This is a genomic window from Pseudomonas sp. ADAK7, from assembly GCF_012935675.1.
Classification (GTDB): domain Bacteria; phylum Pseudomonadota; class Gammaproteobacteria; order Pseudomonadales; family Pseudomonadaceae; genus Aquipseudomonas.
The window spans coordinates 612,698-627,598 of the sequence record NZ_CP052861.1 but is presented as its reverse complement, the minus strand read 5'-3'; the positions used below and the strand labels follow the sequence as shown (position 1 = coordinate 627,598).

13 protein-coding genes are annotated in these 14,901 nt (G+C 61.8%); 5 read left to right on the top strand and 8 right to left on the bottom strand.

What is annotated here, in order from left to right; all coding sequences use genetic code 11:
• Nucleotide 1: 1 nt before the first annotated feature.
• The 6 genes from HKK53_RS02820 to HKK53_RS02795 all read right to left on the bottom strand — a co-directional run bounded on the left by HKK53_RS02820 (nucleotide 2) and on the right by HKK53_RS02795 (nucleotide 7,629).
• A complete protein-coding gene (locus tag HKK53_RS02820) occupies nucleotides 2-877 on the bottom strand; it encodes an ABC transporter permease (protein ID WP_169369273.1) in 876 nt (291 codons plus the stop codon).
• A complete protein-coding gene (locus tag HKK53_RS02815) occupies nucleotides 874-1,830 on the bottom strand; it encodes an ABC transporter permease (RefSeq protein WP_169369271.1) in 957 nt (318 codons plus the stop codon). The genes HKK53_RS02820 and HKK53_RS02815 overlap by 4 nt, the downstream gene beginning before the upstream one ends.
• Before the next feature lie 45 nt (nucleotides 1,831-1,875).
• Nucleotides 1,876-3,513: an ABC transporter substrate-binding protein gene (locus tag HKK53_RS02810; protein WP_169369269.1), complete on the bottom strand. Its 1,638-nt coding sequence runs from the start codon at nucleotides 3,511-3,513 to the stop codon at nucleotides 1,876-1,878.
• A gap of 83 nt (nucleotides 3,514-3,596) precedes the next feature.
• Nucleotides 3,597-4,871 carry an NAD(P)/FAD-dependent oxidoreductase gene (locus tag HKK53_RS02805; protein ID WP_169369267.1) on the bottom strand — a complete coding sequence of 425 codons (1,275 nt, stop codon included), beginning with the start codon at nucleotides 4,869-4,871 and terminating at the stop codon, nucleotides 3,597-3,599.
• Nucleotides 4,872-4,896: 25 nt separating this feature from the next.
• The gene (locus HKK53_RS02800; RefSeq protein WP_169369265.1) at nucleotides 4,897-5,565 is read right to left on the bottom strand and encodes a haloacid dehalogenase type II; all 669 of its coding nucleotides are present in this window, start codon (nucleotides 5,563-5,565) and stop codon (nucleotides 4,897-4,899) included.
• A 591-nt stretch (nucleotides 5,566-6,156) separates the two neighbouring features.
• Nucleotides 6,157-7,629, bottom strand: a complete 1,473-nt coding sequence (locus HKK53_RS02795; RefSeq protein ID WP_169369263.1) for an aldehyde dehydrogenase family protein — start codon at nucleotides 7,627-7,629, stop codon at nucleotides 6,157-6,159.
• Nucleotides 7,630-7,871: 242 nt separating this feature from the next.
• Here HKK53_RS02795 and HKK53_RS02790 point away from each other — a divergent pair, with 242 nt between their 5' ends.
• Nucleotides 7,872-8,717: a GNAT family N-acetyltransferase gene (locus tag HKK53_RS02790; protein ID WP_169369261.1), complete on the top strand. Its 846-nt coding sequence runs from the start codon at nucleotides 7,872-7,874 to the stop codon at nucleotides 8,715-8,717.
• A 61-nt stretch (nucleotides 8,718-8,778) separates the two neighbouring features.
• Nucleotides 8,779-9,486 (top strand): cupin domain-containing protein, encoded by a 708-nt coding sequence (locus HKK53_RS02785; protein ID WP_169369259.1) that lies wholly within the window; start codon nucleotides 8,779-8,781, stop codon nucleotides 9,484-9,486.
• Here the strand turns inward: HKK53_RS02785 and HKK53_RS02780 are convergent.
• Nucleotides 9,479-10,369, bottom strand: a complete 891-nt coding sequence (locus HKK53_RS02780; RefSeq protein WP_169369257.1) for a LysR family transcriptional regulator — start codon at nucleotides 10,367-10,369, stop codon at nucleotides 9,479-9,481. The genes HKK53_RS02785 and HKK53_RS02780 overlap by 8 nt on opposite strands.
• Before the next feature lie 90 nt (nucleotides 10,370-10,459).
• On the opposite strand from HKK53_RS02780, the gene HKK53_RS02775 reads away from it, so the two are divergent.
• Both HKK53_RS02775 and HKK53_RS02770 read left to right on the top strand, forming a co-directional pair.
• The gene (locus HKK53_RS02775; protein ID WP_169369255.1) at nucleotides 10,460-11,431 is read left to right on the top strand and encodes an NAD-dependent epimerase/dehydratase family protein; all 972 of its coding nucleotides are present in this window, start codon (nucleotides 10,460-10,462) and stop codon (nucleotides 11,429-11,431) included.
• A gap of 57 nt (nucleotides 11,432-11,488) precedes the next feature.
• A complete protein-coding gene (locus HKK53_RS02770; RefSeq protein WP_169374165.1) occupies nucleotides 11,489-12,271 on the top strand; it encodes a transporter substrate-binding domain-containing protein in 783 nt (260 codons plus the stop codon).
• A 179-nt stretch (nucleotides 12,272-12,450) separates the two neighbouring features.
• On the opposite strand, the gene HKK53_RS02765 is transcribed toward HKK53_RS02770, so the two are convergent.
• Nucleotides 12,451-13,677 carry an OprD family porin gene (locus HKK53_RS02765; protein WP_169369253.1) on the bottom strand — a complete coding sequence of 409 codons (1,227 nt, stop codon included), beginning with the start codon at nucleotides 13,675-13,677 and terminating at the stop codon, nucleotides 12,451-12,453.
• A 263-nt stretch (nucleotides 13,678-13,940) separates the two neighbouring features.
• Between HKK53_RS02765 and HKK53_RS02760 the strand changes: the two genes are divergently transcribed.
• Nucleotides 13,941-14,888, top strand: a complete 948-nt coding sequence (locus tag HKK53_RS02760; RefSeq protein WP_169369251.1) for a LysR family transcriptional regulator — start codon at nucleotides 13,941-13,943, stop codon at nucleotides 14,886-14,888.
• Nucleotides 14,889-14,901: the final 13 nt, after the last annotated feature.

Below are 14,901 nucleotides of genomic sequence, written 5' to 3'. Positions count from 1 at the left end.
CTCAATGACCTCCCGTACGGCGACTACGTCGGGACGACAGTCTGTCGATAAACAGATTCACGCCAATCGTCAGCGTGCCGATAGCCAGCGCCGGAATCACGATGGCCGGCGCGCCCTGATTGAGGCCGCCGATGTTTTCCCGGACCAAGGAGCCGAGGTCGGCGTCCGGCGGTTGCACGCCGAGGCCGAGGAAACTCATGCCGCTGAGCAGCAAGACGATGAAGCCAAAGCGCAGGCCCAGGTCGGTCAGCACCGGGTTAAGCATGTTCGGCAGGATTTCCACGCAGGCGATGTACAAGCGGCGTTCGCCACGGGTACGGGCGACTTGCACGTATTCCAGGGCTTCGATGTTCACCGCCATGCTGCGGGCAATGCGGAACGCGCCGGGGGTGAAGCTCAGCACCGCCGTGCAAATCAGCAAGGTCACCGAAGAGCCGAAAGCCGAGACCATGATCAGCGCCAGCATCTTGCTCGGGATCGAGATAAACGCATCCATCAAGCGACTGATCACTTCGTCGAGCCACTTCGGCGACACCACTGAAAGCAGCGCACAACTGGTGCCCAAACCACTGGCCAATACCGCCGCGATCAACGCCAGGCCGACAGTAAATTTCGCGCCGACCAGAACGCGGCTGAGCATGTCGCGGCCCAGGTAATCGGTGCCAAACGGGTACACGGCACTGATGCTGTCGAAGACATTGTCGGAGACCACTTCCCCCACCGGGTGCGGCGCCAGCCATGGGCCGAAGATCGCCACCAGCAACCAGATCACGCACATCGCAGCCCCGATCAGACCCAGCCACGCCGGGCCATGGGACACCTTGCCAACCGACAGGTCGGGGGTCGCAGGCGTCGATTTCACAATGAGATTGTTCATTGGTTTCTCAGCCTCGGATTGGACAGAATCGCGCACAGGTCGGCAATCAGCACCAACCCCAGGTACGCCGTACAAAACAACATGGTGCAGGCCTGGACCAGCGCCATGTCGCGGTTAGTCACGGCATCGACCATCAGGCTGGCGATGCCGGGATAGTTGAAGATCGTCTCGACAATCACCACCCCGCCCAGCAGGTACGACAGGCTCAGGGCGATGGCATTGGCAATCGGCCCGATCGCATTGGGCAAGGCATGGCGCAGCACGATGCGCATCGGGCTGACGCCTTTGAGCCGGGCCATTTCCACGTAGGGGCTGTCGAGTTGATCGATGACGGCGGCGCGGGTCATCCGGGCCATTTGCGCGACGATCACGCAGCACAGGGTCATCACCGGCAAGGCGTAAGTGCGCATGAATTGCCACGGTGAAGTGATGTCGCTGGCGTAGGACAGCGCCGATAACCAGCCCAGGTTCACCGCGAAAATCAGCACCGCCAGGGTCGCCACCAGAAACTCCGGGACGGCGACCATGGCCAGGGTGAAGAAGCTCAGGAAGCTGTCGATACGCCCGCCACGGCCCATCGCCGAACCAATGCCGAGGATCAACGCCACCGGCACCGACACCAGCGCCGTGGCGGCCGCCAGCATCAGGGTGTTCGGCACCCGGCCCGCCATCAACTCGGTGACCGGCATCGCGTTGGACACCGACAGGCCCATGTCGCCGCTGAGCAGGTTCATCAACCAGTGCAGGTAACGCAGCACACCGGGCTGGTCGAGCCCCAGTTTCAGGCGCAGTGCCGCCACCTGTTCCGGTGTGGCGAACTGCCCGAGGGATTGTTGCGCCGCGTCCCCCGGCAATACCGCCGTGATCGCAAACACGACCATGGACACGATCAACAAAGTCACGATCGCGGCGCCCAGGCGCCTACCGATCAACCACAGTGTGTTGCTATTCATCGCCTACCCTCCTGCACTGTCCCTGACGTACTGCGAAACCACCCATCAAGCATCCAGCCAGACCTGTTCGGCGAACATGTAGCCCATGAACCCGCCCAGCGGGTTGCTGCCGTAGCCTTTGATGCGCTGGTCGACGCCGTCGATGTTGCTGATGAACACCGGCACGCCGATGCCGCAGTGGTCATGCACCAGGGTTTGCATGTCCGCGTACATCTTGCTGCGCTTGGCGTCGTCGGTTTCACCGCGAGCGAGCATCAGCAACTGGTCGAACTGGTCGTTCTGCCAACCGGATTCATTCCACGGCGCCTTCGACTGGAAGAACTGCGAGAACATCACGTCGGCATTCGGTCGCGGGTTGATGTTGCCGAAGCTCAGCGGGTGCTTCATCCAGTGGTTGGACCAGTAGCCGTCGCTCGGCAAACGGTTGACGTCGAGCTTGAGCCCGGCCTGTTTCGCCGATTGCTGCAACAGCACGGCGATGTCCACCGATCCGGTTGCCGCAGGGGATGCGACCAGCGGCATGCTGATGCTTTCCATGCCAGCCTTCTTCAGCAGGAACTTGGCTTTTTCCGGGTCGTAGACGGTTTGCGGCAGGTCGGCGTTGTAGTAGCGCGAACCCGGGGCAATCGGATGGTCGTTACCGACCACGGCAAAGCCACGGAATACGGCGGATTTGATCTGTTCGCGGTCCAACAGGTGCTTCATGGCCTGGGTGAATTCCGCGCTTTTGCCCGGCATCTGATCCTGACGGATGATCAAGTCAGTGTAGTTGCCCGACGGCGCATCGACGACCCGGTGCTTGGCGCTGGCCTTGATCCGGGAGGTGGAACGCGGGTTGACCTCGTTGATCATGTGCACGTCGCCGGACAGCAGCGCGTTGACCCGCGATGCCTCGTCGCCAATCGCAATGAACTCGATCTCGTCGAGGTACGGCAGGCCCGGTTTCCAGTAGCCGGTGTTGCGCGCGGCAATCGAGCGCACGCCGGGTTTGAATTCCTTGACCTTGAACGGCCCGGTGCCGATGCCCTGGTTGAAGTCAGTGGTGCCTTCGGGAACGATCAACAGGTGCGACACGGCGAGGATCGATGGCAACTCGGCATTCGGCGCGCTGAGGCGGATCTGCACTTCGTTGGTGCCGGTGGCCTTGATCTCGGCGAACTGTTCCATCAACGGCATGACTTTGGAACCGGTCAGCGGGTCCTTGTGCCGTGACAGCGAGAACACCACGTCGGCAGCGCTCAGGGTCTTGCCGTTGTGAAAGGTCACGTCCTTGCGCAGGGTGATGGTCCACAGCGTGGCATCGGTGTTGTCGATGCGCTCGGCCAGTTCCAGTTGCGGCACCAGGTGCGTGTCGAAACGGGTCAGGCCGTTGTAGAACATGAAGTGGCGTACGTAATCGGTAGAGAGCGCGCCTTTGGCCGGGTCGAGCGTATCAGCGGTGGAACTGGACATGCCGGCGACACGAATGCGCCCGCCGGGTTTGCCTTTGCCCGGTGTTGCGGCTTCCTCGGCAAACAGCTTGCCAGCGGCGCCAAACAGGCTGCCGGCGCCCGCTGCTGCAACACCCGCCACACCGAGCATTTGCAGGGCGTTGCGGCGCGACATGCCACGATTGAGGCCTTCGAATACGCGCAGGCTGTCCTGGCCGGAAATCAGGGGTGAGTCGATCTTGTTGTCAGTCATATCAGTTGTACCTGTCGAGAAGGAGAAGGCTCCGGTTGTCCGGGGCGTTGAAACGCAAACGACGGTGACGCCACAACATCAACTCAATGCAAATAGTCCTGGAAGCGGTAATAAGCGCCCACGAACGGCAGGAACCACGGCTTGCCGAAATGCCCGGGAATCGCCGGCCAGTCGAGTTCGCGCCAAGGGTTGGCTTCGACGTTGCCGGCCATCACCTCGGCCATGACCTGGCCCATGTGCACCGACATCTGCACGCCGTGGCCGCTGTAGCCCATGGAGTGATAAACGCCGCCGTGCTGGCCGGCCCTTGGGAGTCGGTCGGAGGTCATGTCCACCAGGCCGCCCCAGCAGTAATCGATTTTCACGTTGGCCAATTGCGGGAACATCTGCACCATCGCCGCTTGCAGGACCTTGCCGCTTTTGGCGTCATTCACGCTGTCAGACATGGCAAACCGGGCACGGCCGCCGAACAGCAAACGGTTGTCCGGGGTCAGGCGGAAGTAGTTACCGATCATGCGGCTGGTGACGTACGCGCGGCGACCCGGCAGCAGTTGCTCAATCAACTCTTTCGAGAGCACTTCGGTGGCAATCACAAAACTGCCCACCGGCACGATCCGCCGCCGATACCAGCCCAAGCCGCCGTGCTGACACGCGCCGGTCGCCAGCAAGACTTGCCCGGCGTGCAACGAACCCTTGCTGGTGTTGACCTGATAACCGCCGGCCTGGGCTCTCCAGTCCAGCACCGACGTGCCTTGGTGGATCAGCGCACCGTGGCGTGCCGCAGCCTCGGCCAGTCCGACGCCGAAGCGCCCGACGTGCATTTGCACGCCGTTGCGCTGCAACAAACCGCCGTGAAACTGCGCCGAATTCACTTCGGCGCGGGTCTGTTCGGCGGACAGCAACTCGACCTCGGCATCGACTTCCTTGCGAATCAATTCGCAGGTGCGCGCCAGCCCTTCGTAGTGCATCGGCTTGGCGGCCAATTTGAGCTTGCCGTTGCGGATCAGGTCGCAGGCGATCTGTTCCTGTTCCACCAGCGACACCACGCTCTGCACCGCGCTTTCGTAGGCCTGATAATAGGCCCGCGCCTTGTCGGCACCGAGGCTGGCGCTGAGCCCGGCGTAATCCTGGGCCACCCCGGTGTTGCACTGGCCGCCGTTGCGCCCCGAGGCTTCGCCGATCACCCGCCCGGCTTCGAGCACCACCACACTGGCGCCCTTCAAGGCCAAGGCCCGGGCCGCCGCCAAACCGGTAAAACCGCCACCGACGATGGCCACGTCGACCTGCCCGGGCAACGCGCCGAGCTGGGCACCGGTGAAGGCCGGTGCGGTGTCGAGCCAGTAGGATTCACTGCCCATGTCCAACCCCTTATGCGGTGATGACTCAGAGACCGACCAGTGCCGCGAGCCCACCGATATCGGTGATCTGCTGGTAGCCGTAGAACGCGTTGCCCGGCACTTCATGGCCTCGGGCGACGAAGGCCTTGTTCTTGATCTTCATGTCGTGGGCCGGCATCAGGTCGTAACGGAAGCTGGAGGACACATGCAAGATGTCTTCCGGGCCGCAGTTGAGGTTGTCGAGCATGTACTCGAACGCGGCCAGGCGCGGCTTGTAGGCCTGGGCCTGCTCGGCGGTGAAGACCTTGTGGAACGGCGCGCCGAGCTTGTCGACGTTGGACATGATCTGGCTGTTGCTGGCGTTGGAGAAAATCACCAGGGGGATCTTGTCGGCGATTTTCGACAGGCCGGCCGGGACGTCCGGGTGCGGGCCCCAGGTCGGCACGGCGTCGTAATACAGCTGACCTTCGTCGCGGTATTCGATGCCCCAACGCTTGCAGGTCCGGGCCAGAGCGGTCTTGAGGATTTCGTCGTAAGGCATCCAGTCACCCATGACCTGGTCCAGGCGATAGGCCGAGAAATCCTTGACGAATTGGTCCATCTGCTCGGCAGGGACGCGATCAGCGAAAAGCTCGCGGGTCATCGTGCCCATGTGGAAATTGGTCAGCGTACCGTAGCAGTCGAACGTAATGAATTTGGGGCGAAGAAAGCTCATTGAGTGCGGTCCTGAAGTTCGTTGAGGTCATGGCGTGACTGGCATTCGCGTCGTGGGTAAGGCTCAGATGCAACGCTGCAGCACACCGTCATTACAACACCGTGAAATCAGCAGATGGCGTTAAAAGCGACCTCTGCTCGATACAAACCACCGTTTTGACCGCCCCCCTCAGCAGACTTTGCGGCCCGCTCCAGCCTTGGGCAAACCCCGTATTTGTGCGCTCTTATGGACCTTTATAGACCTGTGCGGCCCGCGTGTGCCGCGATTGGCCGCAGAAACTGCGCCGGGCGGAATGAAAACGGGCGCGTCCCTGAGGAAGCGCCCGTTTGGCTGAGATTGTCGAGCTTGCGTTCGCTTGTAGCAGCTGCCGAGGTACGAGGCTGCGTTCGGCTGCGAAGCAGTCGTAAAACCTGAGCACTCGGTGTAACTGAAACACCGCATCGCTTGAATTCACGACTGCTTCGCAGCCGAACGCAGCCTCGTGCCTCGGCAGCTGCTACAAGCGAACGCAGGCTCGGCAGCTGCTACAAGCGAACACAGGCTCGGCAGCTGCTACAAGCGAACACAGGCTCGGCAGCTGCTATGGGGTATCTATTGGAGGATATCGATCAAAACGCTCTTGAAGCGCAGGTTGGCTTCAAACGCTTCTCGCCCCAAATCCTTGCCGATCCCCGAGCGTTTGTAGCCACCGGTCGGCAGGATGTAGTCGTTACTGCGACCGTAACGGTTCACCCACACCGTCCCCGCTTCCAGCTTGCGCACCAGTCGCAAGGCGCGATTGATATCGGCGGTGTGCACGCCCGCGGCTAACCCGTAAGTGGCATGGGCGGCCAGGCTCAGGGCCTGTTCTTCGTCATCGAACGCCTGCACCGTCAGTACCGGGCCGAAGATTTCTTCGCAGACCGCCGGGTTCTGGTTGTCGAGGCCGGCCAGCAGCGTCGGTTGGTAATACGCACCGCCCAGTCCTTCGAACAATCCGCCACCGGTCAGCACTTCGGCCCCGGCCTGGCGCGAGCGCTGGACGATGCCGTCGATGCGATTGGCCTGGAGCCGGGAAATGATCGGCGACAGCGTGCTTTCAGGCGACCAGGTCGGCCCGGGGCGCAACTCCTCGAAGTACGCCTGCAAGTGCGCGATAAACGGCTCCATGATCGAGCGTTGGATCAACAATCGCGAACCGGACACGCAAACCTGCCCGGCATTCCCGGTAATGGCCAGCGCCACGGTGCGTGCGGTTTTCGCGATGTCCGGCACATCAGCGAACACCAGTTGCGGACTCTTGCCGCCGAGTTCCAGGGTCACCGGTTTCGGCCCCACCAACGCGCAGGTGGACATGATGCTCGACCCGGTCGCGGTGGAACCGGTAAAGGTCACCTTGCCCACGCGCGGGTGCCGGCACAAGGCGTCACCCGTGACGCGGCCATCGCCCTGCACCACGTTGAAAATCCCCGCTGGAATGCCGGCCTGAAACGCCAATTCGGCAAAACGCAGGCTGGAGAACGGCGTCAACTCCGAAGGCTTGAGCACCACGGCATTGCCGGCGGCCAAGGCCGGGGCGACTTTCCACGACGCCATGCTCAACGGGAAATTCCACGGTGCGATGGCCGCGATCACGCCGTAGGGTTCGGCGATCTGCATGCCCAGCCGATCAGTCTGGGTCGCCGCGACCTGGCCGCCGTGCTTGTCCGCCAGTTCGGCGAAAAAGCGAATGCCTTCGGCGACATAAGGAATATCCCAAGCGATCACATCTTTATGTGGGCGGGTCGAGCCGACGGCTTCCAACGGCGCAAGAATCTCCGCATCCGCTTCGATCAAATCAGCCCAACGGCGCATGACCCGCGCCCGCTCCCGGGGCGGACGGCTGGCCCAATCGCTGCGATTGAACGCCTGCCAGGCATTGTTGACCGCTTCATCCACCAGGTCGGCATCGGCGATCGGTAACTCGGCGTAGACCTGGCCATCCGACGGCCGCACGACCTCAAGTCCGGGTTGGGCATCGCGGTACTGGCCGCCGATAAAGTGAGCGCTGCGCACAGCGATAAGACGAGGATCGAAGCTATCCATGGAGCACTCCAAAATAGGGCTGGCGAGTCATTGATTCAGGCTTCCATCGTAGAAAAAAAGCCCAAGCATTTGCTGCCGACCTTGCCGTGCAATTAAGTAGTAAGTGTGGTCTTGTGGCCTTTGCCTCGCGGAATCTGCCGAATGTTCCGGGCCCTCTTGTCAGGCCTTCATGCAGATGGGATACAGGCTCCATCACGCCGGAAAACCGGCCGTTCGTGCACATTGTTCAACGGAGACTCGCCATGTCCGCCCCTTACCTTTATCGCCCGATGACCGCTGCCGATCTGCCGGCGGCCCATGCCTTGTCCGTGCAGTTGAAATGGCCGCATCGGCTGGACGACTGGGCGATGGTGCTGCGGCTCAGCGATGGCTTTGTCGCGCTGGATGGCGAGCGTCTGATCGGCACGGCGTTCACCTGCCCGCAAGGGGATTTCGCCACCATTGGCCTGGTGATTGTCAGCGACGATTATCAAGGCAAGGGCATCGGTCGCCAGTTGATGGAACAGGCACTGGATGCTTGCCAGAAACGCACGCCATTGTTGAACGCAACCCTCGCCGGTGCGCCGTTGTATGTCAGTCAGGGCTTTGTCGAGTTCGGACGGATTCAGCAGCGCCAAGGCCTGGTGCAAGCGCCCGATCCGGCGCCGCTGGCCGAGGGCGAAACCTGTCGCCCGCTGCGGGACGCCGATAAGGCGCGGGTGCTGGAACTGGCCAACACCAGCACCGGCATGGATCGACAAACCGTGCTCAACGACCTGTTCGATGTCATCGAGCACGCCGTGGTCATCGAGCGCGACGGCCAAGTGCACGGCTTCGCCATGCTGCGCCCCTACGGCCGAGGTCGCGGTGTCGGCCCGGTGGTCGCCGAAAACCTCGAACAGGCCCAACACCTGATCGCCGTGTTACTGGCCCTGGTGCCGGATACCTTCGTGCGTATCGACATTCCGGCGGACAGCGGCCTTAGCGACTGGCTGGAAACGGCCGGCCTCAAGCAGGTCGACACCGTCGCGCAGATGGCCCGTGGCACCCCGCCACAAGCGGCCGACGGCGTGCGCCAATTTGCCGTGGTCACCCAAGCCATCGGCTGATCGCTTGGCCCGATCAAACCTGCGTCACCCCACACCTTTATTTGCATGGAGCGTCACCCGTATGTCCCAACCCACTGTTCTGCTGTTGGCGCGCGCCGACGGCAGCCGCGTTGTCACGCCTTTCAAAACGCTGCCGTTGAGTGCTGCCGATCCGTTTATGGACCAGCGTCGGGTTGCCTGGACGGGTATTGACGGCGTGTCTGCCGGCATTGTCGAAACTGACGAAGTGTTTGCGATCGAGGATTTCCCGCACACCGAAGTGCTCGTGGTTCACGCCGGCCATGTGCGGCTGAACACCCCGGAGCAGACCCTGGAGCTGGGTGTGGGTGACAGCGCGGTGATCGGTCGCGGCACCACCCTGCGGATCGAAGCGCACGCCGGTACACAATGGGCCTTTTGTGCCATGACCACCGCCGTGCCGACGCCCGGCCTGACCCTGCTTGATCCTCTGGCGATGCTCTCGCCTTCGGCGGCACCGGAGCCGCAAATCCTGATCGGCCCGACGCCGCAATGCCGGTCACGCAATGCCTTTGAAGACGAGGCCACCGATCTGCGCGTCGGCGTCTGGGACTCCACGCCTTACGAACGCCATGGCCGTGCGCACAAGCTCAATGAGCTGATGCACTTGCTCGAAGGCAGCGTGACCTTGCTCGCGCCCGATGGCTCAAGCGTAACGGTCAACCCCGGTGACAGCGTGTTCGTGCCGCAAGGTGCGCCGTGCGCGTGGAAAAGCACGCGCTATGTGCGCAAGGTGTATGCGGTCAGATAGCGGTATGCGCCAGCAGGCACTGGACCAGGGCGTCGAAGACCACTTTGCAGCGCGGGCTGTTGCGCAGGTCTTCGTGCATGGTGACCCAGGCGTCCAGTTGGAAGGTCAGGTGCTCGGGTAATACCGGCACCAGACTCGCGTCACGCCTGGCCACGGCCGACTGGCAAAAACCGATGCCCGCGCCCGCGCGGATCAAGGCCAGTTGCGCCAGGTCGCTGTCGCAGCGCAGGGAAAAGCCTTCACGGCCCCAGCCTGGCACCCGTTTGCTGGCGGCGCGCAGGAACGGCGTCTCGGTGTCGAAGCCAATCACGGTGTGCCGAGCCAGATCCGCCGGCAGTGCCGGCGTGCCGAACTGCTGCAGGTAATCGGTCCGGGCATGAAGTCCGACCTTGACGTGGCCGACACTGCGCGCAATGAGTTGCTCCTGTTTCGGCGCGGTCATGCGCACGGCGATGTCGGCCTCACGTTGCAACAAATCCTGCACGCGGTTGGTGGCCACCAGCTCAATGGTGAGTTGTGGATGCGCCTGACGCAGTTGCGCCAGTGCGGGCGGCAGCACTTCCACAGCAATCACTTCACTGGCGGTAATGCGCACCGTGCCGCCGGTCGTTTGCCCCTGCCCGGCCATTGCCCGCTCCAGCGCCGCCGCGTTGCTGTGCATGGCCTCGGCGTAACTGCGCAAGGTCAACGCGGCTTCGGTCGGCATCAAGCCGGTTCTTGAGCGCGTGAATAACGTCTGTTTGAACGAAGCTTCCAGTTCGGCAATGTGCCGGCCCACCGTGGGTTGGGTAATGCCCAGCGCTCGCGCAGCCGCAGACAGTGAGCCGTGGGTCAGCACCGCCAGAAAGCTTCGATAGAGTTCCCAACCGATATTTTTAGTCATACATAAATGTATAGCTAGTGGTGGATATTCAGCAATTTCTTTGATCCCGCCTGCGGTACCAGAATAGATCTCGATTCGGGAGAACGTGATATGGCGCAGAAAGTTCTGGTACTGGGTGCAACGGGCGGCATCGGCGGTGAAGTGGCGCGGCAGTTGCGCGACGCGGGGTGGCAGGTCCAAGCGCTGCAACGCGGGCTCGCGCAAAGCAGCGAAACCCGTGACGGCATTCTCTATTTGCGTGGCGATGCACTGAATCGCGATGACGTGATGCGCGCCGCGCAGGGTTGCAGCGTGCTGATCCACGGGGTCAATCCCCCCGGCTATCTTCGCTGGAACGAGCTGGTGCTGCCGATGATCGACAACACCATCGCCGCCGCCCTGAAGGAAGGCGCCACGGTGGTGTTGCCCGGCACGGTCTACAACTTCGGCCCGGACGCCTTCCCCGTGTTGACCGAAGATTCCCCCCAGCATCCACTGACCCGCAAAGGCCAGATCCGCGTCCAGCTCGAACAACGCTTGCTCGCCGCAACGCAGCAAGGAGCGCGGGCGATTGTGCTGCGGGCAGGGGATTTCTTTGGTCCGCAGGCCGGCAACAGCTGGTTTTCCCAAGGGATGGTCAAGCCTGGGCAAGCGGTGAAACGCATCCATTTGCCGAGCGATCCTGGTGTTGGCCATCAGTGGTCGTATTTACCGGATGTGGCGCAAACCGTCGTGCAATTGCTCAATCATCGCGAGCAGTTGGCGCCCTTCTCTACCTTCCATATGGACGGGCATTGGGACGCTGATGGTACGCAGCTCGCTACCGCTGTAGCGCGTTGTGTCGATCGCCATGGCGGACAGGCAAAACTGCGCCCATTTCCGTGGTGGCTGGCGCGCTTGGTCTCGCCGTTCGTGACCACCCTGCGTGAACTGCTGGAGATGCGCTACCTGTGGCAACAATCGCTGCGCATGGACAACAGCCGTTTGCTCGCGGTGCTCGGGACCGAGCCGCACACGCCGCTGGAGCAAGCGGTCGAAACCACCCTGAAGGGTTTGGGCTGTCTTTCGCTGCCCAATCGTTGAAACTTTCAGCGATACTCGGCGCACCTCTCATAGGATTTGAAAGTGAGCGCCGAACCGATGAACAACAAAAAACACACACTGCTCTTCTGTGGACTGCTAGCCCTGCCCTGGGGCGTGCAGGCACAGGAAACACCGTCGCATCTCGATAGCGTCATCCAGCAAGGTGTGCTGACGGTGTGCACCACCGGGGACTACAAGCCCTACACCTACAAAACTGAAAACGGCGAATACGAAGGCATCGACATCGCGATGGCCCGCTCGCTGGCTGACAGCCTGGGCGCCAAGGTGAAATGGGAACAAACCACCTGGAAAACCCTGATGCCTGACCTGCTGGCGGGTAAATGCGATATCGCGATGGGCGGGATTTCGGTGACGCTGGAACGGCAGAAAAAAGCCTTTTTCAGCAGCACCCTCGACGTCGATGGCAAGGTGCCGTTGGTGCGCTGCGAAGATCAGGCGCGTTACCAGACAGTCGAGCAGATCAACCAGCCATCAGTGCGTTTGATTGAACCGGCGGGCGGCACCAACGAGGCGTTTGTGCATGCCTTCCTGCCCAAGGCGCAGTTGCTGCTGCACGACAATGTGACGCTGTTCCAGGCGCTGCTGGATAAGAAGGCCGACGTGATGATTACCGACGCGTCCGAGGCGTTGTATCAACAGAAACTCAAGCCCGGGTTGTGTGCGGTCAATCCGAGCCAGTATTTCCAGTATGGCGAGAAGGCTTATCTGCTGCCCCGAGATGACATGGCGTGGAAGCAGTATGTGGATCAGTGGTTGCATCTGAGCAAGGTGACTGGGAATTATCAGAAAGTTGTGGGCCAGTGGTTGGCGATCCCGTAGCAGCTGGCGAAGCCTGCGTCCGGCTGCGCAGCAGTCGTAAAACCAGACGCCGCGGTCTGTCAGGCACACCGCGTGTACGGGATTCACGACTGCTGCGCAGTCAGACGCAGGCTTCGCCAGCTGCTACATAGAGAGGGTTGGGCCACTGGGTTTTCGGTGGACTGGAAAATGAGCGGGCTTTACCAAAGCCCCACGGTATAGCTGACGATCAACCGATTCTCATCCAGATCATTGCCAAAGTTCGAACGCACCGACGCGTTGCGCCATTTAAACCCGAGCCCTTTTAGCGTGCCGTCCTGCACCACGTAGGCGATGTCGGTGTTGCGCTCCCATTCCTTGCCTTCGCCCGGCGCTGTGCGCTGCACGTTGTCGCCAGAGATGTAGCGAGTCATAAAGCTCAAACCCGGAATACCCAGTGCGGCAAAGTTGTAGTCGTAGCGGGCCTGCCAGGAATGTTCGTCGATGTTGGCGAAGTCACCGATCTGCACGAAGTTGACCAGATATGGATCGCTACGACCGATGTACGGAAACGGATCGTCGCCGCTCATGCGCTGGTAGCCGAAACCCACCGCATGCCCGCCGAGACTGTAGGTAAACAGCGCGCCGAAGGCTTGGTTGTCGATCTTGCGAAAGTTGCCGTCCTCGGTACTGCGCGCATACCGCACGTCACTCTTCAGCGATTGGCCAGCGCCCAGGTCCAGGGCATGGACGAAGCCGAGGTAATTCTGCTGATAGATGTTTTCCAGCTTGCCGTAGCGGTATTGCGCCGTGAGGTTGGGCAGAAACTGATAGTCCGCGCCGGCGAACTGAAACTTGTCGCTGCTGCCGCCGATGCGGTTGGCGCTCATGTCCTGATAATCGGTGGAGTCGACAAAATTGATCTGGGTGAATTGCCCGGCGGTCAGCTTCAACCGCTCGATTTCCTGCACGCTGAGCAAGCCGCCCTTGAAGGTGCCCGGCAACAGCCGCGTGTCGTTGGAACTCACCACCGGGTCCTTGATCTGCAACGTCCCCAATTTCAAGGTGCTGTTGGACAAGCGCACCTTGGCGGTCAGGCCCAACTCGCCATATTGGTCCTGCGAACCGCCAGACGAATCCGGCGGCAACAGATTGGTGCCCGCCGTGCCGCCGCCAGAGTCCAGTTTGAAACCGGCCATGCCCAAGGCGTCCAGGCCAAAACCCAAGGTGCCCGCGGTGTAGCCGGACTCCATGCGCAACAGAAACCCCTGCGCCCATTCTTCGGCCTTGTCCCGCGCCCCTTCCTGGCGAAAGTCGCGGTTGAAGTAGAAATTGCGAGCTTCCAGGCTGCCTTTGCTGTCGGCGATGAAATCCGCCTGGGCGTTGGGCACACCGATCAGGCCCAAGCCGAGCAAGGTGCCGAGCGGGGTGTAGATGAAATGGCGCATGACGTGCTCCTTTTGCAGACACGAGCGAACCCTCTCGGGGGCGTGGCGGTCGCGTCCGATCTTGTTTTTATAAAGGTGTCGTGGGGGGAGCGAACGCAGTGACCTGCGTCGGGAGCGGATTCTTCGGGTCGAGGCCCGGCGCCGTCAAACGGGAAAAAAGCGAGGTCGGGCATAAGAAAATTTGATGCGCTCATTGGCCGGATCTGGAGTAACAATTGCAACCAGTCCTCTTCATAAGAACCACAAACGCCAAGAGAGCCGCCATGAACCTCAAGTTCCTCGAAACCTTCGTCTGGGTCGCGCGCTTGCAAAGCTTCAGCCTGACCGCCGAGAAAATGTTCAGCACCCAGGCCGCCATCTCCAGCCGGATCGCTTCGCTGGAAGAAGAGTTGGGCCTGCGCCTGTTCGTGCGCGACTCTCGCGGGGTTTCGTTGACGCCCGAGGGCCTGAAGGTGCTCGACTATGCCGAGCAGATGCTTGAGGTCCAGCGCGCGTTGAAGCACTCGCTGGACACCACTAGCCCGCAGCAGGGCCTGGTGCGCATCGGCGTGATGGACACGGTGATCCACACTTGGCTCAGCCCGTTGATGTCGACCCTGATGCAGACCTTCCCCGCCGTGGAAATCGAGATCACCGCCGACGCCGCGCGCAATCTGTGCGAGCAACTGCAAAAGGGCTATCTGGACATCGTGTTCCAGACCGACCTGATCCGCCACGAAAGCGTGCGCAACCTCGAACTGGCGCATTACCCCATGCACTGGATCGCCGCCAGCAACTCGATCTATGCCCGGCCCTATGCATCGCTGATGGAGATGGCCGGCGAGCGCTTCATCACCTTCGTCAAACACTCGCGCCCGCACCAGGATGTGCTCAACCTGCTGCACGCCCACGGCATCAGCGCGCCACGGGTCAGCTGCGTCAACTCGGTGTCGGCCATGACCCGGCTGATCCGTGACGGCTTCGGCATTGGCGCGTTGCCGGCGGCGCTGGTGGCCAAGCCCCTGGCCAGCGGCGAACTGATTCAGCTAGAGCCCGGCACGCGCCTGCCGCAACTGGATGTCGTGGCCTCGTGGCGCGCCGGCGTCGGCCTGGAACTGATCGAAAGCATCGTCGACATGAGTCGCCAGGTGGTCGGCCAATACGCCATCGATGTCGGCCCGCAACGCATGGTCGCGGTACCGGGCCTGAACAGCCACCGGCCCGTCGAATAACTTTTTGTTGTCT

What these genes read in the sequence shown, in the direction of transcription:
- HKK53_RS02785 (WP_169369259.1), top strand. Translation starts at nt 8,779, where the DNA reads ATGTCCCAACCCACTGTTCTGCTGTTGGCGCGCGCCGACGGCAGCCGC.
- HKK53_RS02800 (WP_169369265.1), bottom strand. Translation starts at nt 5,565, where the DNA reads ATGAGCTTTCTTCGCCCCAAATTCATTACGTTCGACTGCTACGGTACG.
- HKK53_RS02770 (WP_169374165.1), top strand. Translation starts at nt 11,489, where the DNA reads ATGAACAACAAAAAACACACACTGCTCTTCTGTGGACTGCTAGCCCTG.
- HKK53_RS02795 (WP_169369263.1), bottom strand. Translation starts at nt 7,629, where the DNA reads ATGGATAGCTTCGATCCTCGTCTTATCGCTGTGCGCAGCGCTCACTTT.
- HKK53_RS02805 (WP_169369267.1), bottom strand. Translation starts at nt 4,871, where the DNA reads ATGGGCAGTGAATCCTACTGGCTCGACACCGCACCGGCCTTCACCGGT.
- HKK53_RS02820 (WP_169369273.1), bottom strand. Translation starts at nt 877, where the DNA reads ATGAACAATCTCATTGTGAAATCGACGCCTGCGACCCCCGACCTGTCG.
- HKK53_RS02790 (WP_169369261.1), top strand. Translation starts at nt 7,872, where the DNA reads ATGTCCGCCCCTTACCTTTATCGCCCGATGACCGCTGCCGATCTGCCG.
- HKK53_RS02760 (WP_169369251.1), top strand. Translation starts at nt 13,941, where the DNA reads ATGAACCTCAAGTTCCTCGAAACCTTCGTCTGGGTCGCGCGCTTGCAA.
- HKK53_RS02815 (WP_169369271.1), bottom strand. Translation starts at nt 1,830, where the DNA reads ATGAATAGCAACACACTGTGGTTGATCGGTAGGCGCCTGGGCGCCGCG.
- HKK53_RS02780 (WP_169369257.1), bottom strand. Translation starts at nt 10,369, where the DNA reads ATGACTAAAAATATCGGTTGGGAACTCTATCGAAGCTTTCTGGCGGTG.
- HKK53_RS02765 (WP_169369253.1), bottom strand. Translation starts at nt 13,677, where the DNA reads ATGCGCCATTTCATCTACACCCCGCTCGGCACCTTGCTCGGCTTGGGC.
- HKK53_RS02775 (WP_169369255.1), top strand. Translation starts at nt 10,460, where the DNA reads ATGGCGCAGAAAGTTCTGGTACTGGGTGCAACGGGCGGCATCGGCGGT.
- HKK53_RS02810 (WP_169369269.1), bottom strand. Translation starts at nt 3,513, where the DNA reads ATGACTGACAACAAGATCGACTCACCCCTGATTTCCGGCCAGGACAGC.